Genomic DNA, 20,359 nt, shown 5'->3' with positions numbered 1-20,359 from the left:
AACAATGGCAGGAATAACAGCAAACGTTGTAGATGGAAAATTACAATATGATTATACGGATACTGCAAAGAAAAAGGAAGAAGAGTCGAAAGGATCAAATCTTGGATATGATCAGTTCCTTCAGCTTTTGTGTGCAGAAATGCAGTATCAGGATCCACTGGAACCGACAAGTAATACGGATTACGTTGCACAGCTCGCAACATTCTCACAACTTGAAGCAACACTCTCAATGGAGAATACACAGCAGAGTTCTATGGCCAATTCTTTAGTTGGAAAACAGGTTATTTTAAAAACAACGAATTCTTCAACCGGAGCGATCAGTTATGTAGACGGCAAAGTAGATTATGTTATGTATCAGAACAGCAAGATCTATCTTTCTGTAAATAACAATCTGTATCCGTTGGATGAGTTGGATACCGTTGCAGATTCCGATTATTATGATGCACTTGCATTATCGAAGACGTTCAGCAATATGGTAGCAGCGCTTCCGGATCTTGATCACGTGAACAAAAATTCACAATCAATTGTAGATTCAGTTCGCAAGGTGTATGACGGAATGACTGATTATCAGAAGAAATACGTCAATGCTTCCGATCTTAAGACACTGACAGAAATTGAAGACCGCATTAAAGAATTGTCAAAGACAGAAGATAATACAACTTCGGACAACACGAAAGATGATTCGGATAATAGTACCGTGGAAACTGATAAAAAAGAGAACAGCACAGATGAGACAACGACAGTATAGGAGGGAAATATGAATCAGATTAATAATCAGTTCACTTCCATCCAGCAGGTTCAGGCACAGTATCTGAGCGGCGCAGAAAACAAAACAAAAGAGACTTCCGCAGAGTTATCATTTGAAGAAGTACTGAAAGCGGCGCAGGACGCAAAACTTTCGAAAGAATCAGGACTTCGGTTTTCAAAGCACGCAGCAATGCGGCTGGCAGACCGAAATATAAACCTTACCAATGAACAGAATCTGCGATTGGAAAATGGTGTTGAAAAGGCAAACGAAAAAGGAATTAGTGAGTCTTTGGTTTTGATGGATTCATTGGCTTTCATTGTAAACATACCGAATAAGACGGTAGTTACAGCAATGGACCAGAATGAATCAGAAAGCAATATTTTTACAAACATAGACGGTGCGGTAATCGTATAGCTGGACCTTAATGGAAGCTATCTGCTCCGGAATGACAGATGGAGCATAAAAGCACCTCTTAAGGAGGATAAAAAACTATGATGAGATCACTTTATTCTGCTGTGTCAGGACTTAAGACACATCAGACAAGAATGGATGTTATTGGTAACAATATCGCCAATGTTAACACAGAAGCATTTAAATCTTCTTCTGTAACGTTCAGCGAGATTATGTATCAGACAACATCCAGCGCATCCGGCGGAAATGCGGCTGCCGGAATTGGAGGTATCAACGCAAAGCAGGTCGGACTTGGTGTTACAACCGGTTCTACATCTATTAACATTACTTCGGCAGGAGCTGCTGAGACAACCGGAAACCCATTTGACTTGAAACTGACAGACAGCCAGTCTACCAATTTCTTTATCGTAAGCGATGGAACAAATACAATGTTCACAAGAGCAGGATCCTTTTATGTAGACGGAAACGGATATCTTTGTATGAGTTCTACTGGATATACATTGATGGGATGGCAGGTAGATCCGACAACTGGTAATGTCAGAAAAGATACGGTTTCTGCACTTCAGGTAATGTCTGCGGACAATCAGACTTCTGCGGCAGAGGCAACTTCTAAATCATACATATCCGGTGTTCTGGATAAAAATGACAGCGACGTAAAAGATAAGGGATATACCATGAACCTGAACTTGTATGATAATCTGGGATATTCCTATACCGCAAAGTTTGCGGTAACAGCTGGAGCAACAGAGGGACAGTTTCATGTTTCGCTGACCGACATTATTGACAGTGACAGTAAATCAATCATTCCACAGGGTGTGACAACACAACAGCTTTTTGGCGGAAATGCAGATGGATACGATCTGGTATATGACCGTGACAACGGAGTATTCGTTTCTCTTGGTGGCGATGATCAGCCAAAGGATCTGAATATGACAGTACTTGGAAATAAATTCTCCAATATTGCAATTGATTTTTCAAAATCAAAAAATGCGAATAATGGTGGAACATCCACATTGAAAGCAAACCGTGGAGACAGCATTGGTGATGGCGCTGGAAAGAAACTTGGCGCACTTACCGGAATTACCGTTGATACAGATGGTACAATCCATGGATCTTATGATAACGGTAATACAGAAACTCTGGGACAGATTGCAGTAGCACGTTTTTCGAATGCATCCGGACTGGAAAAGGTCGGTGAAAACTGCTATCAGACAACATTAAACTCTGGAGATTTTGATGGAATCGGAGTTGCAGTTGATACAGACGGAAGTTCAATTTCTACAGGTGAACTTGAGATGTCAAACGTTGATCTTTCCGGACAGTTTACGGACATGATTGTTACACAGCGTGGTTTCCAGGCAAACTCAAGAGTTATTACAACATCGGATACGCTTCTGGAAGAACTGATCAATCTGAAACGTTAATCTAAAATAAAGCTTTGGATATAACTTAGGAATAACCGGTGCTGACCGATCCTGCCAGTGATTAGTCAGCACCACCCTGAGAAGGTGTTTAAATGAGAAAACCTGTTCAGGAATTCGCAAAAGAACATAGACAATTATACGAAAATTTAGTAGAATTATAGAAAAGACAAATTGTGACAACATATGTCAGATTTGGGAAATGGTAGGTGTGAAAGTTGGATATAGCATCTCTTGTAGGTATTGTGGTTGGAGTGGTCATGGTACTCCTTGGAGTTATGACCAGTGGTGGTATTCAGACAATTGGACACTTTATGGATTTGCCATCATTTTTGATCACATTTGGTGGATCAATCGCTTCTGTACTGACAGCAAGCAAACTTCCTGACTTTATAGGAGGACTTCAGTCCATGAAATTGGCATTTCAGGAAAGAGTACTGGACCCGGGGCAGGTGATACATACGATTATTGATCTGTCGAATGTGGCACGTAAAGAGGGACTTCTTGCATTGGAAGAGGCGGCAAGTGGAATTGAGGAACCATTTCTCAAAAAAGGAATTATGCTTGTTGTCGATGGAACAGATCCGGATCTTGTAAGAGGTATTCTTGAAACAGATCTTGTCTGTCTGGAAGACCGGCATAAAAAGGTAATTGGCTTTTGGGAAAAATGGGCTGAGATGGGTCCTGCCTGGGGTATGATCGGTACACTGATTGGACTTATCAATATGTTGTACAATATGGAAGATTCATCTTCAATTGGACCAAGTATGGCAACTGCTCTGGTTACAACATTTTATGGATCTTTGATTGCAAACTGGATCTGTACGCCAATCGCAAATAAATTAAAAACAAACAATGAAAAAGAAGTTATGATGAAAGAAGTGACGATTGAAGGACTTCTTTCCATTCAGGCAGGTGAGAACCCACGTGTAATCGAGGAAAAATTAAAATCCTTCCTGTCACCGTCTGCACGTGATAATATGGCGGAAGGCGCCGGAGGTGAAGAATAGTGGCAAGAAAGAAAAAGGAAGAGGGTTCAAAAGGTTCACCGGCATGGATGTCAACGTTCTCGGATTTGATGAATCTGCTGCTTTGCTTTTTCGTTCTGCTTTATTCCATGTCAACAGTTGATGCTGAAAAGTTTCAGGAAGTAATTGCCTCGCTGCAGTCGAGCGTAAGTATTCTTCCAAGTGGAGGCGCAAGCATTGGAGAAGGACAGATGATTTCTGCCGGAGTCAGACAGCTCGAATTTCTGGATTCCTATTATTCGGAGATGGCGAACTCAAAGACGGATGATGCGAACGATGAAAATACACAGGATGGAACAAATAATGTGTATGAAGCATACAAAGAACAGGAACTGGCAGAATCGGAACAGATGGCATCTGAGATTCAGGATGCGGTAAAACAGTCAGGGATTGAGGAACAGGTTGATATTGATTTTAATTCGGAATATGTGCAGCTGAATCTGAGTGGTGCGATATTATTTGAGACAGGCCAGTCAGACCTGATGACAGAAGCTTATCCACTTATGGATAAAATTGACACAATTCTTGAAAAATATAAAGATAATCTGATTGAGGTGGAAGGTCATACGGATAATGTGCCAATCCATAACAGCAAATATCCGGACAACAATGTATTGTCCATGTACAGGGCACTTAGTGTTGCAGATTATATGAGAGGTGCGACAGATATTGATCCTTCACATATCAAATCTTCCGGACGTGGAGATTATGTCCCGATAGCGGACAATTCTACAACAGAGGGAAGAGCGTTAAATAGAAGAGTTGTTATAAAAATATATAATTCATATAATTCGGATTTTAACTGATTTTAAAGAGGAGAAGAATATGAAAAAGAATTTGATTTCTGTAATTATTTTAGCTTTGGTATTTGCCAATTTTGTCCTGACTGCACTGTTGATTTTTACAGTACTTCCGGAGACAAAGAAAGCAAATAAAATGATTGACGCAGTATGTTCTGCCATTGATCTGGATGTTAACAGTGGTGCTGGAAGCAATCAGTTATCTGTTCCAATCGATCAGACAGAAGAATTTAAAGTGAATGGTGGAGAGACGATGACAATGAACCTTGCGCAGGGCTCAGATGGCAAGTCTCATTATGCAGTTCTTTCGGTTACACTTCTTATGAATACGAAGAGTGATGCTTATAAGAAATATGGCGCAAACAGTGCGGAAGGACTTACAGCGAAAGAATCTATCATTAAGAATGATATCAATCAGGTGATTCGTTCTTATACAATTGATGATTTTAATAATGACGTGACTGGGGTTCAGGATCAGATTTTAAGTGATCTCCAGGATATGTTTGGATCTGATTTTATTGTCGGAGTTAATTTCTCCAGTGTGACAACAGAATAACAGATGAGATAAAATGACTGTGAATGCAGTTAAATGAAGTAACAGGTGGTGAGAAAAGGATATGGGTGATGTTTTATCTCAAAATGAGATAGATAGTTTACTACAGGCTCTGAGTAATGGAGAACTTGATGTAGATGAAATAAAAGAGAATTCTGAAAAACAGGTTAAAGATTATGATTTCGCCCGTCCTTCCAAATTCTCAAAAGAACATTTAAGAACACTGGAAATTATTTTCGAACATTACGGAAGGCTTTTGTCAACAAATCTTCCGGTTTATTTCCGCAAGAATGTTCAGATTGAGGTTATGAATGCAGAGGCTGTTACATATTCTGAATTTTCGAATGCTCTTTCTAACCCGGTATTGCTTGGAATTGTTGATTTTGCTCCTTTACCAGGTAACATTATATTAGAACTTGCAGCGAACCTGGGATATGCAATGGTAGACCGCATGCTTGGAGGACGCGGAGATCCAATCGAAAAGACAAGGGATTTTTCGGAAATAGAACTTCTGATTATCGAACGAATTTTCGTGGTGTGTGTAAATCTACTCAAGGAACCATGGGAAAATGTAGTAGATATACAGCCACATCTGGAAAGAATTGAAACCAATTCCCAATATGCTCAGATTATCTCTCCAAGCGAGATGATCGCGATTGTGACGATCAATATGAAAATCGGAGAAGTTGAGGGACTTATGAATGTTTGTCTTCCATATATTACGTTGGAAGAAGTCATGGACAAACTGAATACGAAATATTGGTTCTCAAATATGACAAGGCATGATGAAACAAATTATGCAGATTCGATCGAAGTACTGATCAAGAGAGCGGAAATTCCGATGAAAGCAGTATTAGGTGAAAGTACGATCTCAGTCAGTGATTTTGCATGTCTTCAGCCTGGAGACATTATTCGGCTGAATCGTAAAGTGGATGAGGAACTGGATGTTTATGTGGGAAATATCCGTAAATTTACAGCTCTGCCGGGGGCGTACGGGGATAAAAACGCGGTAAGGATTACCTCGGTAGTGAGAGAGGAGCAATAAAACTATGGATGGAGTGTTATCTCAGGAAGAAATTAACGCACTGTTAAATGATACGGGTAAGAATGACGTTACTGATGAAGAAACGCTTACAGAAGATCAAAGAGACGCGATTGGGGAAATCGCGAATATCAGTATGGGGACTGCAGCTACCACATTGTTTTCACTGGTAAATCATAAGGTAGAAATTTCAACTCCGGTTGTTTCATTTGCAACATGGGAGGATGTAGTCAATAATTATGAAAGACCATGCGTTTTTATTCGCATTGCTTATACAATGGGACTGGATGGCAGCAATATTCTTGTTCTGAAAGAGAAGGATGTAAAAGTAATCACGGATCTCATGATGGGCGGTGATGGACGAAATACCGACGGAGAACTTGGAGAACTGCATCTTAGTGCAATCAGTGAAGCGATGAACCAGATGATGGGTTCTGCAGCGACATCATTGTCGTCAATGCTGAATAAGAAAATTGATATTAGTCCGCCAATTGCAGATCTGATTGATCTTCAGGAAAATGTAGATGAAGGATCTATCGATAAATTTCTTACCGGACGTTTTGTAAAGATTTCTTTTAAAATGGAAATTGGAGATCTGGTAGACAGTGAAATCATGCAACTTTATCCATTCTCTTTTGCAAGAGAAATGTGTGAAGGCGTTTCAAAGAATATGGAAATGGAGAGCGAGTCGCTGATGAATGAAGGTGAAACAAAAGCAGCACCAACACAAACTGCTCAGACAGCACAGGCAACTGCTCAACAGCCAAATATGGGAGCGGCACAAATGATGAATCAACAGATGGCAGCACAGCAAAATTCATATGCACAACAGCCAGTCAATGTACAGCCGGCACAATTCCAGCCGTTTACAGCAGGAAATGTTGGAAATTACAATCCAGAGAACATTGGACTGATCATGGACGTACCGCTTCAGGTAACTGTGGAATTGGGCAGAACAACCAAATCAATTTCCGATATTTTGGATTTCAGTCCGGGAAAAATTATTGAATTGGATAAACTGGCTGGAGAGCCGATTGATATTCTTGTAAATGGAAAGAATGTCGCAAAGGGCGAAGTTGTTGTAATTGAAGAAAGTTTCGGTGTACGTATCACGGAAATTATCAATAATGGAAGACCAATTATTTAAAAAAGAAAACAGGAGATAAAAAAATGGCAAAGAATGTTCTTATTTGTGATGATGCAGCGTTCATGCGCATGATGATCAAAGATATACTTTCAAAAAATGGATACAATATCGCTGGTGAAGCGGAAAATGGACTTAAGGCAATTGAAAAATACAATGAATTAAAACCGGATCTTGTTTTAATGGATATTACAATGCCTGAAATGGATGGAATTGAAGCACTGAAAAAGATTAAAGAGTCAGATCCGAATGCAACGATTATCATGTGTTCTGCAATGGGACAGCAGGCTATGGTAATTGAAGCAATCCAGTCTGGTGCGAAAGACTTTATTGTAAAGCCATTCCAGCCGGAACGAGTATTGGAAGCAGTTAAAAAAGTAGTGGGATAATATGAATATATTACTTTCAAGTTCACTGGATAGTTTTTTTCAGTTAATTGGTGTTTTACTGATTTTTATTTTTGTCCTTGTGATTACCTGGCTGACAACAAAATGGATGGCTGGGTATCAGAAGTCACATACATACAATAAGAATCTTAAAGTTATTGAGAGCATCCGGATGGGAAATAACAAACTGATCAGTATTGTTGAAGCCGGAGATGTTTATCTTGTTGTAGCATGTGGCAAGGACGAAATTCATTTGTTGGCACAGCTGACGAGAGAACAGTTAAAAGATTTCTCGTTTGAGCAGAATAATTCTGCAACAACAGAAAGTTTTCAGGAACTTTTCGCAAAAATGAAGAACAAGTTTCCAAAAAAGCAGGGTTGATATGACAAAAACAAAAAAAAGATACTGCATGGCATCCTTTTTGTTTGCCTGTGCAGTAGTTATTTGCACAATAAGTTTGATGTTCTGCAAACCGGCACATGTTCAGGCAGCATCTATGGATCCGGATAGTATCACATCTATGGATGGAGGCGGAGATGGAACGGTAGCAGATATAAATTCCGGAAATACAAATGGGTTATCGATTTCTTACAATAATGACGATGGATCGGTTTCAACACCGATTAAGATGCTTTTGGTACTGACGGTACTTTCACTGGCACCTTCCATCTTAATTATGCTTACGTCATTCACCAGAATTATTGTGGTGCTGCATTTCGTAAGAACTGCACTTGGAACCCAGACTGCACCGCCGAACCAGGTACTGATTGGTTTGGCATTGTTTTTGACCTTTTTTATTATGTGGCCGACATTTCAGCAGATTAATACAGATGCGATTCAGCCACTCGATGAGGGGAAAATTACACAGCAGGAGGCTTTCGAGGCGGCAGAAAAGCCATTACGGGAGTTTATGTATGGACAGACCCAGACAAAGGATCTGAAATTATTTGTGGATATGTCGGATGAAACATATGACAATTATGATGATATCCCGTTTACAACGCTTGTTCCGGCATTTATCTTAAGCGAACTTCGGACATCGTTTATTATCGGATTCTTAATCTATATTCCGTTTATTGTAATAGATATGGTTGTGGCGTCGGTACTTATGTCTATGGGTATGATGATGCTTCCACCAACAACAATATCGCTTCCGTTTAAAATATTGTTATTTGTATTGGCGGATGGATGGAATCTGGTAATAGCAAATCTTGTAAAAACATTTTACTGATGGGATTATTAAAAAAAGAGGTGTTTATTTTTGATTACACAGGATGCAGTACTTGACATTGCGAGAGACGCCATCTATACGATCATTATTACATCAGCACCGCTGCTGCTTGTTTCTCTGATCATTGGACTGATCGTCAGTATATTTCAGACGGTTACTTCGATTCAGGAGCAGACATTAACGTTTGTACCAAAAATTATAGGTGTATTCGTGGCCTTGATTATTTTTGGGTCATGGATGATGAATGATTTGACCGGTTTTATGACAAATCTCTGGTCAAATTTCAGCTATTATCTGAGTTTGGGATAACATATGGTAAATTATTCTTTTTCATTAGACAATCTTGAATATTTTCTATTGATTTTTGTGAGAATTTCCTGCTTTGTATATGTTGCACCATTTCTGGGACAGAGCGAAGTACCAAGACAGGTGAAAATTGGATTGTCTGCCTTTGTATCGTTACTGCTTTACAATGTATTACAAAGGCCAGAATTAAATTATACAGATGTGATCGGATATGCGGTCATTGTTTTTCAGGAGGGAATTACGGGATTGCTTATAGGTTTTTCAGCAAATATCTGTAATTCCATTGTTTTATTTGCAGGTAATATCATTGATATGGATATTGGGTTGTCGATGGCAACCATATTTAATCCGGAGACAAACAGTGAAACAACGATTTCAGGTAATTTTTATCAGAAAATTATTATTTTGATTTTAATTGCTTCCAATATGCATTTATATATATTGCGTGCAATCGGGGATTCTTTTTCCGTAATACCGATTGGAGGCACGCAATTTAACTGGCAGCATATCGCGGATACACTTGGAACCTATATGTGTGATATGGGAGTGATTGGTTTCCGCATATATCTTCCCTTTTTTGCATGTGTCATGATACTGAACTGTATTTTAGGTATTATGGCAAAGGTAGCTCCTCAGATGAATATGTTTGCCGTGGGAATGCAGTTAAAAGTACTTGTAGGTTTTGCAGTCATGTTTCTGACAGTAATCCTATTACCGGATGCGGCTGATTTTATATCAGATGAAATGAAAAAAATGGTGGTCATGATTATTGAGGGATTGCATTAGACAAAAGGATGAAACGAACAACCTAATATTGAAATATGATCTTCAGTTTTTTGCAAAAGATGGAGAAGGCGGAGAAAAAACAGAGCCTGCAACCGCAAAGAAACTCAAAGATGCCAGAGAAGAGGGAAAAGTAGCCAAAAGTAAAGAACTGACAGCTGCGTTTGATCTGATTGTGCTTTTCCTTGTATTAAAGGTATTTATTTCTTTTGTGGGAAAAGGACTGCTCGGACTTTTTCCATCCATTTATGCAAAGATTCCGGAGTTTATTAAAATAAATGCTTCCGGGCTGTCACCACATGCAGTTTCCACTTTTTTGACAGAAATGATTTTAAAATGGCTGGAGATTGTTGCTCCTTTTTTTGCATGTGGAGTTGTGATTACAATTCTGATCAGTATTATTCAGGTTGGCTGGAAAATATCAACCAAACCAATGAACCCCAAATTATCAAAAATGAATCCATTGAATGGATTCAAGCGTATTTTTTCAAAGGATTCACTATTTGAATTATTAAAATCAATTGTTAAAATTGCATTGATCGTATATATTGCATATACGTCAATAAAAGATCATAGAAATCAATTATTTATTCTTTATGACCTGGCACTGAATCAGGCAGTCTGTCTGGTTGGAGAAATCATTATTGATACAGGTTTGAAAATCAGCATTGTTTATCTGGTTGTCGGCATTGCAGATTATGTTTTTCAAAAACGGAAGTTTAACGAAGACATGAAAATGACGAAACAGGAAGTAAAGGATGAATTTAAAAATACAGAGGGAGATCCGCAGATCAAAGGACAGCAGCGAAGAAGAATGCAGGAAGCATCGCAACGAAGAATGATGCAGGATGTTCCAAAAGCGGATGTCGTAATTACGAATCCGACACATTATGCGGTTGCTTTAAAATATGATGCGGATAAGAGTACAGCTCCGATTGTTGTGGCAAAAGGAGAAGATTATCTGGCTCAGAAAATTAAAGAGATTGCGAAAGACAATCAGATAGAAATTGTAGAAAATAAACCGTTGGCACGAATGTTGTATGCAAATGTGGAAATTGGCGCAGAAATTCCGCCGGAATTATATCAGGCAGTAGCGGAAGTGCTTGCAATGGTGTATCATATGAAAAACGGATAAAATATAGAAAGGGGGATACAACAGAATGAAAAAATCAGATATTGGTGTTGGAATGTACCTGCTTGCCGCTGTTATTTTCTTTATTATTCCTATTCCATCTTTTTTACTGGATATTATGCTTGCAATCAATATTTCGGTTGCGCTGATCATTCTGTTTAATGTTCTCTTTGTAAAAGAAGTACTGGACATGTCTTTTTTCCCGACATTACTTTTATTTACAACGATTTTTAGAATTTCCCTTAATGTATCGTCGACGAGGCTGATTCTTACGACCGGTAATCCTGGTAATGTTGTAACGACTTTTGGTAATTTCGTAGGTGGCGGAGATATGATTATCGGAGCCATTGTATTTATCGTGTTGATTCTGATCCAGTTTATTGTAATTAACAAAGGTTCGGAACGTGTATCAGAGGTAACAGCAAGATTTACACTGGATGCTATGCCTGGTAAGCAGATGGCGATTGATGCAGATCTGAATACAGGGGCGATTACCGATAAAGAAGCAAAAGCAAGACGTGAGAAGATACAGAAAGAATCCAGCTTCTTTGGATCCATGGATGGTGCAACAAAGTATGTAAAAGGAGATGCAACAGCTGGTCTGATCATCACCTTTATTAACCTGATCGGTGGAACTGCGATGGGAATGATGAATCAGGGGATGGATTTTCAGTCTGCGATTATGCAGTACGGAATTCTTACCATAGGTGATGGACTGGTTTCACAGATTCCGTCTCTTCTGATCTCACTTTCAACCGGTATACTCGTAACAAAGGGCTCCAATGAGGCGGATTTTTCCGGAGTGCTTGTCAAACAGCTGTTTGGCATCCCGAAAGTACTGTATATTGTAGGTACGGTTTTGATTTTCCTAGGTGTTGTTACACCATTGAACTGGGTATTGTTTGTGGCATTAGGAGCAGTATTTATTCTTGTTGGAAGAAATATCAGCAGTGAGATTGGTGAGGAAAATATAGAGGAAGAAGTACAGGCTGCGGAAAGTGAAGCAGAGGAGATACGGAAACCGGAAAATGTGGTTTCGCTGCTACAGGTAGATCCAATTGAACTTGAATTTGGATACGGAATTATTCCACTTGCGGATGTAAATCAGGGTGGCGATCTTCTGGATCGTGTGGTAATGATTCGAAGACAGATTGCGTTAGAACTTGGTACGGTTGTACCGATCATTCGATTGAGGGATAATATCCAGCTGAATCCGAATCAGTATATTATTAAAATCAAAGGAATACAGGTGACAGAGGGTGAGATCCTTTTTGATCACTATATGGCAATGAATCCCGGATATGTGGAAGAAGAGATCACGGGTATTCCGACATTTGAGCCATCATTCCATCTTCCGGCGATCTGGATTACAGAGGGACAGAGGGAGAGAGCGGAAAGCCTGGGATATACAGTTGTAGACCCACCGTCGATCATTGCAACGCATTTGACGGAAGTGATTCGTGCGCATATTGCAGAACTTCTTACAAGACAGGACGTTCAGAATCTTGTCAACAATCTGAAAGAATCCAATCCGGTGCTTGTGGACGAGCTGATTCCAAAACTCCTTGGACTTGGCGAAATTCAAAAGGTATTGCAGAACCTGCTTAAGGAGGGCATCTCGATCCGTGATCTTTTGACAATCTTTGAGACACTTGCAGATCATGCTGCTACAACGCGGGATACGGATGTTCTGACAGAGTATGTAAGACAAAGTCTTAAGAGGGCAATTTCAAGCAAATATTTCCCTGCAAACGAGACAACAAGCGTTGTAACTCTGGATCCGAAAGTGGAGCAGGAAATTATGCAGTCCGTGAAACAAACAGAACAGGGTGCATATCTGACATTGGACCCGGAAAAGACAAAGAGTATTATGAAATCGTTAGGAGAAGAGATTTCAAAACTTGAGAATCTTGGAAAGAGTGCGATTGTAATTACTTCGCCGATTGTGCGAATGTATTTTAAAAAGCTAACCGAAGACTATTACAAGGATTTGATTGTTGTGTCTTATAATGAAGTGGAATCAAATGTAGAATTACAATCAGTTGGGATGGTGACAGCGTAAATGACAATTAACAAGTATCAGGGGAAGACAAAAGAAGAGGCTATTGAAAAGGCAAAGCAGGAACTCGGAGAGAATGCAGTGATCATGAACGTAAAAGAAATAAAACCGAAAGGGGTTTTCCGGGCGTTCAAAAGTTCAAATTATGAGGTGACAGCTGCACTGGAAGAAAGAGAGTCATTTGCCAATCCGTTAAATGCACTGAAAAATGTAAATAAACAGCATGAAAGCATCAATCTTGCAGCGGATGAGAAAATAGAGATTCCGGTTATGGACGAGACAAAGACAGAGGACAGGACAACAGAGGACAGGACAGCAATGGTCAGTGATCTGTTGAAAAAGGAAATCCTTCAGGCAAAAGAAGAATTAAATCAGGACACTGCAAAAGATACAGCCAATATGGACGGTTCTCAGAGAAACCGGTTCACCAGCGAGAGCAGAGAACCAGATATTGAAAAACGTATTGAGAGCCTTTCAAATATGCTGGATCAGAAAATGACATCACAGAAAGACTTTACAGAGATCGGTAAGAAAGCAACAGAAGAAGAACTGAATTTCGTTAAGATACTTTATAATACACTTCTGACAAATGAAGTAAATGAGCAGTATGTCAATCAGATTCTGGATGAAGTGGAGCGTTTTATCAGACCGGGAAACAGTCTGGATCTGATTCTTTCAAATGTATATCAGAAACTGATTCTGCGGTTCGGACAGCCAAATCCGATTGGATTAACCGGGAAAAAACCAAAGGTTATTTTCTTTATCGGGCCTACTGGAGTGGGAAAAACAACAACAATTGCAAAGATTGCTTCAAAGTATAAGGTAGAACATGATCGTAAGGTTGCGTTTTTTACGGCGGATACATACAGAATTGCGGCAACGGAACAGCTTCGTGTTTATGCCAATATCCTGGATGCTCCGATGTCGATCATTTATTCACCGGAGGAGATGAACGAAGCAATTGCAGGAGCAGCGGACAGCGATCTGATTTTTGTTGACACAGCGGGATTTTCACATCGAAATGAAGAACAGAGAAATGACATTAAAAAACTGATCGACAGTGTCAGCACGGAGTATGAAAAAGAAGTTTATCTGGTACTCAGTGCTACTACAAAATATAAAGATCTTCTTGAAATCACAAAAAGTTACCACAAAATATCAGATTATAAACTTATTTTTACAAAACTGGATGAGACATCTACATATGGAAATATTCTAAACGTTAAGTTATATTCGGGAGCTGATCTTTCTTATGTTACAAACGGACAGAATGTGCCAGATGATATAGAGATTTTTGACACACAAAAGATTGTAAAACAGCTTTTAGGGGGTAGATAAATGGATCAGGCAGAGCAACTGAGAAATGTTATTAAACTACATAATCAAAATCAGATGAATACTGCCCGGGTTATTACTGTGACCAGTGGTAAAGGAGGCGTTGGAAAATCCAATGTTGCAGTGAATCTTGCGATTCAGCTGACGAAAGCGGGAAAGAAAGTTTTGATTTTTGACGCTGATTTTGGACTGGCGAATGTGGAGGTTATGTTTGGAGTCGCCCCGAAATATAATCTTTTTGATGTGATTTATAAAGGGAAGAGCATGAAGGAGATTATAACACCGGGACCAATGGGAATCGGTTTTATTTCCGGAGGATCTGGAATTGTCGGACTAAGTAATCTCTATCGTGAACAGATCATGTATCTGATCCGTTGTCTGGGAGAATTGAACGAACTGGCGGATTTTATCATTATTGATACCGGAGCCGGAATTTCGCCACAGGTTTTGGAATTTGTTATGGCGAGTCCTGAGGTTCTGCTGATTACGACACCGGAGCCGAGTTCTCTGACAGATTCCTATTCTCTGTTAAAAGTACTGTATCGCAATCCGAAATTTACGTCAGGCGGTACAGTGGTTCATGTCATTGCCAATAAAGTGACTTCGAACGAAGAGGGAAAACAGGTTTTTGACAAATTAAGCACCGTTGTAAGTCAGTTTTTGAATGGCAGTATTGATTATCTTGGAACGATTCCGCAGGACTGGCAGTTAGAAAAATCAATCCGTCAGCAGAAAACGGTTTCGATTAATGCACCGAATTCATCAGCGACAAAAGCTTTTGAGGTGCTCGCAGATAATCTTTTAAATGGAACACATGAGCAGATTCAGATCGGCTGGGGGATTACGCAGTTATTTATGAAGTTTTTTAATCGAATGAATTAAGGGAGAGAAATATGTTACTTTCTGAATTAATTGAGCCTGGAAACAAAATAGATATCCAAATGCTTCAACAAACACAACAGGCAAATGAAACAGGAGATACAGTTAAAATATACAAAAGCAGTGTCCTTGATATTCTGGATGATTCTGAGATGGAAATTTCAATGCCGACAGAGGGTGGGAAAATGCTTTTGCTGCCGGCAGGTATAAGATATAGTCTTTTGTTCTATGGGAAAAATGGAATGTATGGCTGTGTCGGAACCGTGGTTGATCGTTACAAAAAAGGAAACCTGTATATTTTACTTGTAGAAATGAATACGAACCTGGAACGGATTCAGCGGAGAGAGTTTTTCCGCATGAGCTGTGCGATTGATATTAATTATTATCAGATTACAGATGAAATGGCACAGCTGGAAACGACGGAAGAGATCTTTCAGGAACTTCATGACGATAATTTCTTTGAAGCATGTAAAAGAGGAACTGTTTTGGATATCAGTGGCGGTGGAATCCGTTTTGTCTGTGATCAGGAATTAGAAGCAAAATCACATTTGCTCGTAGTAATGCATCTGAATAATGAATGGATCGATCAGCAATTTTATATTGTTGTCAAAATCATAGATGGATGGAAATCGGAGAAAAGCTCAGAAAAATATATTTATCGTGCAAAATTTCTGATTAAAAATCCGAGAACACGCGAGGCAATCATTAAATATATTTTTGACGAAGAAAGAAAAGCGCGTAAGAAAGAAAATGGGTGATGGTATGAAGAAAAACATTCTTGTTGTTGATGACTCTGCACTCATGAGAAGAGCCATATGTGATATAATCAACTCAGATAGTAATTTTCAGGCAATTGATGTATGCAGAGACGGTCTTGAAGCGTATGAAAAATTAAAAACAACTTCTTATGATGGAGTTGTTTTGGATGTCAATATGCCGAGGATGGATGGTCTGGAATTACTTGAAAGGTTACAAAAAGAGCACATAAAAGCAAATATTATTATGGTCAGCACACTGACTACAAAAGATGCTGAAGTGACCATTCTTGCAATGGAACGTGGTGCAATCGATTTTGTAACCAAGCCGACAAATATCATAGAGGCAAAAGGCGAGGATTTTAAGAATCGCCTTCTCTCTATTCTGTCAGCAGTTTTACGGACAAGATCATATACAAGAAGAATGCAGACTTCAGATCCGATTCCGAAGAAGAGCATTTCACCAACAGTTACAAGGATGAAGGCTCCTTTAGGAAAAGGTGGTAAAATCGTTGCTCTTGCATGTTCTACCGGAGGTCCGAAGGCTTTACAGAGTGTAATTCCGTACCTGCCTAAGAATCTGGATGCTCCGATGGTACTTGTTCAGCATATGCCAGCCGGATTTACAAAATCTATGGCAGATCGGCTGAATGAGATCAGTGAGATTAAGGTAAAAGAAGCTGAGGATGGGGAAAAGCTGGAAAAAGGAACCGTTTATATTGCACCAGGAGGCAAACACATTGAAGTGAAAAAGACACCGGATGGAGGGCATAAGGTGGTATACAATGATATGCCTGCCATTGGAGGATTGAAACCCTGTGCAAATATCATGTTTGATTCATTATCCCAGTCCGGATATGACGAAATTGTCTGTGTTGTTCTGACAGGAATGGGAGCAGACGGAACAAACGGAATTCTTTCACTGAACCAGCATAAACCGATTCATGTTATTGCACAGAATGCGGAGACATGTGTCGTATATGGAATGCCAAAAATGATAGCAGAGGCAGGAGTAGTAGATGAAGTAGTTCCTCTTACAGAGGTAGCCAAAACAATAACTAAGAATGTGGGGGTAAGATAAAATGGATGTAAGTCAGTATCTTGAAATTTTCCTTGATGAAAGTAGCGAACATTTGCAGACCCTGAGTGACTGTATCATGTCTCTTGAGAAAGAACCGGAGAACAAAGACACAATCAATGAGGTGTTCAGGGCTGCACATTCCCTGAAAGGAATGGCTGGAACCATGGGATTTAAACGCATGCAGCATTTGACGCATGACATGGAAAATGTGTTCCAGGAAGTAAGAAGCGACCATATTAAGGTTGACAGCAACATGATTGACCTGTTGTTTGAATGTCTTGATGCTCTGGATGCATATCTTGAGAACATTAAAGCAAGTTCCGACGAGGGTACGGAAGATAATGAACTTATCATTAAAGAACTGAATGATTTTATTGCAAAGGCAAACGGAGAGCAGCCGGCAGAGGAAACAAAGCCGGAACCGGAAAAGACGGAAGTCAAAGAAGAGTCTGCAGAGAAAAAGGTTGAGCAGTTTGAATTGACGGACGCAGAGATTAATTCAGTGAAAGAAGCTCTTGACGGAGGACAGCATGTATATGCAGTCAAGGTTACCATTCAAAAGGATTGTCTTCTGAAAGCTGCAAGAGCATTTCTTGTGTTTAAAGCAGTGGAAGAATTTGGACAGATTCTTGTATATCGTCCGAGCTCACAGGATATCGAAGATGAGAAGTTTGAACTTGAATTCAGCTTTTACATTGCTACAAATGAAAGTGCAGACAAGCTTGTTGCGGCAGCAAAGAATGTATCTGAAATTGAAGACGCGGTTGCTGAACCGGTTGATTTGACACAGTCGCAGCCGGAACCGGAAAAGGAAGAAAAGAAGGAAGAAAAAACGGACAGCCCTGCACCAGAGGCAAAGAAAGCTCCGGAACCAAAGAAAGCTCCGGCGGCCGGAAAGAAAACAACAACAGCAAAACCGGTTACAAACAGAACTGTCCGTGTTGATATTGAAAAACTGGACGCACTTATGAACCAGGTGTCTGAGCTTATCATTGCTAAGAACAGTCTTGTGTCCATTAGTGGAAATGAAGGTGACAGCACGAACAGCCAGTCATTCCAGGAGCAGATTGAATATCTGGAACGTATTACAACGAACCTGCATGAATCCGTTATGAAAGTGCGAATGGTTCCAATTGAGAGTGTTGTCAGCAAGTTCCCGAGAATGATTCGTGATCTTTCCAGAACACTGAATAAGAAGATGGAACTTATTATGACCGGTGAAGATACAGAACTTGACCGTACCGTAGTGGATCAGATCGGTGATCCATTGCAGCACCTGCTTCGTAATTCCGCAGATCATGGACTTGAAGACAATGAGACACGTATCCAGAGAGGAAAACCGGAAGTCGGAAGCATTTACCTGAATGCATATCAGGAAGGTAATAATGTCATCATTCAGGTTGGCGATGATGGTAATGGTATTGACACAGAAGCAGTAAAGAATAAAGCTGTTGAAAGAGGAATCGTTACACCGGAACAGGCAGAAGTGATGACTCAGAAAGAAATCGTAAATCTGCTCTTTTTACCAAGCTTTTCCATGGCAAAGAAGATTACAGATATTTCCGGACGAGGAGTTGGACTTGATGTAGTAAAATCAAACATTGAGGCACTTGGTGGAGATGTTGAGGTTGCTACAAAGCTTGGTGAGGGAACTACATTTACAGTAAGACTTCCACTTACACTTGCAATTATCCAGGCTCTGATGGTTGAAATCAGAGATGAAAAATATGCGATCGCACTTGGATCTATTTCGAATATTGAGGATATTCCGGTGGCAGATATTAAATATATTCAGGCGGAAGAAGTAATTCACCTGAGAGGTAATGTAATTCCTTTGATTCGCCTTGACAAAGTTCTTGATATTGAACCACGTGAGGAAGAACCGGAAAGTCTCACTGTCGTAATTGTAAAACGTGGAGACAGCCAGGCGGGACTTGTAGTTGACAATCTGATCGGACAGCAGGAAATCGTTATTAAGTCATTAGGCAAATACATTAATGGCAATAAATTGATCAGTGGAGCCACAATCCTTGGTGATGGCGAGGTTGCGTTGATCCTGGATGTAAATACTTTGATGTAACGGGGGGATTGGACAATGGCAGAGAAAAAAGTAGAAAATGCAGAACTTGAAACCAAACAGTATATTGTAGTAAGTATCGGAAACGAACAGTACGGAATTGATATTGGTTACGTTGATAATATTGTACGTATGCAGAAAATCACCCGTGTTCCGAAGGCACAGCCTTATTTTAAGGGAATTATAAATCTTCGTGGTGAAATTGTGCCGGTAATGAGCATCCGAAGAAAAATGGGCCTCGAGGATGATGTAATTACCAATGCTTCCAGAATCATTATTCTTAAGATTGAGGAGAAAGGTTCTCTTGGTATTATTGTGGATGAGGTAAAAGAAGTCGTAACACTGGCAACTGATGAGATTGATAAGTCTGCTACAAGCAGCAAGAACGTAAAAGACAACTTTATCAATGGAATCGGAAAAACAGGAGATTCACTGGTATCCTTATTTGAAATCAGTGCGATCGTTGATGAAAAAGAAAACGCTTAATTTTTAGAATATAGTGGGGGCTTTTTGTCCTCACTATATTCAGTATTGCTGATAAGGGGGACATATGAGCAAATTTAGTCTTGATGACATGAACACAATGTATGTGGATGTCTTAAAAGAAATAGGTAATATTGGTGCAGGAAATGCAACGACAGCAATTGCAACGATGATAAATGCCAGAATGAACATGCATGTACCGGATGTGCGGCTGATTGAAGCATCGAAACTGGGAGGTGCAATCTGTCCGGAGGATGAAACAATTGTTGGCATTTTCCTGGAAGTGGAAACGGATATTTCGGGAAGTATGATGTTCCTTATGAGAATGGATTCAGCATATTATCTTGTGAATACATTAATGGGAAGAGATCAGAGTTATCGTGAACCATTTAGTGAGATGGATCTTTCCGCCATGAAAGAGATTGGTAATATTATTGCCGGATCTTATCTGTCCGCGCTTTCATCGATGACGAATCTTGTGATTACATCATCGATTCCATACATTGCAGTAGATATGGCAGCTGCCATTTTAAGTGTACCAGCGATTCAGTTTGGACAATACGGGGATAATGCACTTATGATCGAAACAGAATTCGGAGATGATGTTATGATGTCTGGCTTCTTTATTCTGATGCCGGAACAGGGATCTTATGAAAAGATTCTTACTTCTCTGGGATTTGCAATGTAGAAGGGATAAAGAAAGT

Annotated in this window: 22 protein-coding genes; all 22 read left to right on the top strand. The window is 39.8% G+C overall.

Going from position 1 to position 20,359, the window contains the following annotated elements; translation table 11 throughout:
* The first annotated feature begins 4 nt into the window (after nt 1-4).
* Nucleotides 5-748 (top strand): flagellar hook assembly protein FlgD, encoded by a 744-nt coding sequence (locus FYJ75_RS05815; protein ID WP_154429524.1) that lies wholly within the window; start codon nt 5-7, stop codon nt 746-748.
* A 9-nt stretch (nt 749-757) separates the two neighbouring features.
* Nucleotides 758-1,162, top strand: a complete 405-nt coding sequence (locus FYJ75_RS05810; protein ID WP_154429523.1) for a TIGR02530 family flagellar biosynthesis protein — start codon at nt 758-760, stop codon at nt 1,160-1,162.
* A gap of 77 nt (nt 1,163-1,239) precedes the next feature.
* Nucleotides 1,240-2,583, top strand: a complete 1,344-nt coding sequence (locus FYJ75_RS05805; protein ID WP_154429522.1) for a flagellar hook protein FlgE — start codon at nt 1,240-1,242, stop codon at nt 2,581-2,583.
* A gap of 215 nt (nt 2,584-2,798) precedes the next feature.
* Nucleotides 2,799-3,590, top strand: a complete 792-nt coding sequence (locus FYJ75_RS05800) for a motility protein A (protein WP_154429521.1) — start codon at nt 2,799-2,801, stop codon at nt 3,588-3,590.
* Nucleotides 3,590-4,414, top strand: coding sequence for a flagellar motor protein MotB (locus FYJ75_RS05795; RefSeq protein ID WP_328596870.1), 825 nt, complete (start codon nt 3,590-3,592; stop codon nt 4,412-4,414). Before FYJ75_RS05800 ends, FYJ75_RS05795 begins: the two co-directional genes overlap by 1 nt.
* A 19-nt stretch (nt 4,415-4,433) precedes the next feature.
* Nucleotides 4,434-4,964, top strand: a complete 531-nt coding sequence (locus FYJ75_RS05790) for a flagellar basal body-associated FliL family protein (RefSeq protein ID WP_154429520.1) — start codon at nt 4,434-4,436, stop codon at nt 4,962-4,964.
* A gap of 61 nt (nt 4,965-5,025) precedes the next feature.
* Nucleotides 5,026-6,006, top strand: coding sequence for a flagellar motor switch protein FliM (fliM, locus tag FYJ75_RS05785; RefSeq protein WP_154429519.1), 981 nt, complete (start codon nt 5,026-5,028; stop codon nt 6,004-6,006).
* A 4-nt stretch (nt 6,007-6,010) separates the two neighbouring features.
* Nucleotides 6,011-7,150 carry a flagellar motor switch phosphatase FliY gene (fliY, locus tag FYJ75_RS05780; protein WP_154429518.1) on the top strand — a complete coding sequence of 380 codons (1,140 nt, stop codon included), beginning with the start codon at nt 6,011-6,013 and terminating at the stop codon, nt 7,148-7,150.
* 23 nt (nt 7,151-7,173) lie between these two features.
* Nucleotides 7,174-7,536, top strand: coding sequence for a response regulator (locus FYJ75_RS05775; RefSeq protein ID WP_154429517.1), 363 nt, complete (start codon nt 7,174-7,176; stop codon nt 7,534-7,536).
* A 1-nt stretch (nt 7,537) separates the two neighbouring features.
* Nucleotides 7,538-7,915 (top strand): flagellar biosynthetic protein FliO, encoded by a 378-nt coding sequence (locus FYJ75_RS05770; protein ID WP_154429516.1) that lies wholly within the window; start codon nt 7,538-7,540, stop codon nt 7,913-7,915.
* A 1-nt stretch (nt 7,916) separates the two neighbouring features.
* Nucleotides 7,917-8,765: a flagellar type III secretion system pore protein FliP gene (gene fliP, locus FYJ75_RS05765; RefSeq protein ID WP_154429515.1), complete on the top strand. Its 849-nt coding sequence runs from the start codon at nt 7,917-7,919 to the stop codon at nt 8,763-8,765.
* A 33-nt stretch (nt 8,766-8,798) separates the two neighbouring features.
* Nucleotides 8,799-9,074 carry a flagellar biosynthesis protein FliQ gene (gene fliQ, locus FYJ75_RS05760; protein ID WP_328596875.1) on the top strand — a complete coding sequence of 92 codons (276 nt, stop codon included), beginning with the start codon at nt 8,799-8,801 and terminating at the stop codon, nt 9,072-9,074.
* A 3-nt stretch (nt 9,075-9,077) separates the two neighbouring features.
* The gene (gene fliR, locus FYJ75_RS05755; protein ID WP_154429513.1) at nt 9,078-9,857 is read left to right on the top strand and encodes a flagellar biosynthetic protein FliR; all 780 of its coding nucleotides are present in this window, start codon (nt 9,078-9,080) and stop codon (nt 9,855-9,857) included.
* On the top strand, nt 9,841-10,989 hold the full coding sequence (flhB, locus tag FYJ75_RS05750; RefSeq protein ID WP_235907019.1) for a flagellar biosynthesis protein FlhB: 1,149 nt from the start codon (nt 9,841-9,843) through the stop codon (nt 10,987-10,989). Before fliR ends, flhB begins: the two co-directional genes overlap by 17 nt.
* Nucleotides 10,990-11,014: 25 nt before the next feature.
* Nucleotides 11,015-13,048, top strand: a complete 2,034-nt coding sequence (flhA, locus tag FYJ75_RS05745) for a flagellar biosynthesis protein FlhA (protein ID WP_154429512.1) — start codon at nt 11,015-11,017, stop codon at nt 13,046-13,048.
* Nucleotides 13,049-14,383 (top strand): flagellar biosynthesis protein FlhF, encoded by a 1,335-nt coding sequence (gene flhF, locus FYJ75_RS05740; protein ID WP_154429511.1) that lies wholly within the window; start codon nt 13,049-13,051, stop codon nt 14,381-14,383. It abuts the gene before it with no gap.
* Nucleotides 14,384-15,262: a MinD/ParA family protein gene (locus FYJ75_RS05735; protein ID WP_154429510.1), complete on the top strand. Its 879-nt coding sequence runs from the start codon at nt 14,384-14,386 to the stop codon at nt 15,260-15,262. It begins immediately after the preceding gene.
* Between the two features lie 11 nt (nt 15,263-15,273).
* Entirely contained in the window at nt 15,274-16,017 is a 744-nt protein-coding gene (locus FYJ75_RS05730) for a flagellar brake protein (protein WP_154429509.1), read from the top strand.
* Between the two features lie 4 nt (nt 16,018-16,021).
* A complete protein-coding gene (locus FYJ75_RS05725) occupies nt 16,022-17,095 on the top strand; it encodes a protein-glutamate methylesterase/protein-glutamine glutaminase (RefSeq protein WP_154429508.1) in 1,074 nt (357 codons plus the stop codon).
* A 1-nt stretch (nt 17,096) separates the two neighbouring features.
* Entirely contained in the window at nt 17,097-19,175 is a 2,079-nt protein-coding gene (locus tag FYJ75_RS05720; protein ID WP_154429507.1) for a chemotaxis protein CheA, read from the top strand.
* A gap of 15 nt (nt 19,176-19,190) precedes the next feature.
* On the top strand, nt 19,191-19,658 hold the full coding sequence (locus FYJ75_RS05715; RefSeq protein WP_154429506.1) for a chemotaxis protein CheW: 468 nt from the start codon (nt 19,191-19,193) through the stop codon (nt 19,656-19,658).
* Between the two features lie 64 nt (nt 19,659-19,722).
* Nucleotides 19,723-20,343, top strand: coding sequence for a chemotaxis protein CheC (locus tag FYJ75_RS05710; protein WP_154429505.1), 621 nt, complete (start codon nt 19,723-19,725; stop codon nt 20,341-20,343).
* Nucleotides 20,344-20,359 lie beyond the last annotated feature (16 nt).

This window comes from Roseburia porci, from assembly GCF_009695765.1.
Lineage (GTDB): Bacteria > Bacillota > Clostridia > Lachnospirales > Lachnospiraceae > Roseburia > Roseburia porci.
The sequence above is the reverse complement of the archived record's forward strand: the minus strand, read 5'-3'. Positions and strand labels throughout refer to the sequence as shown.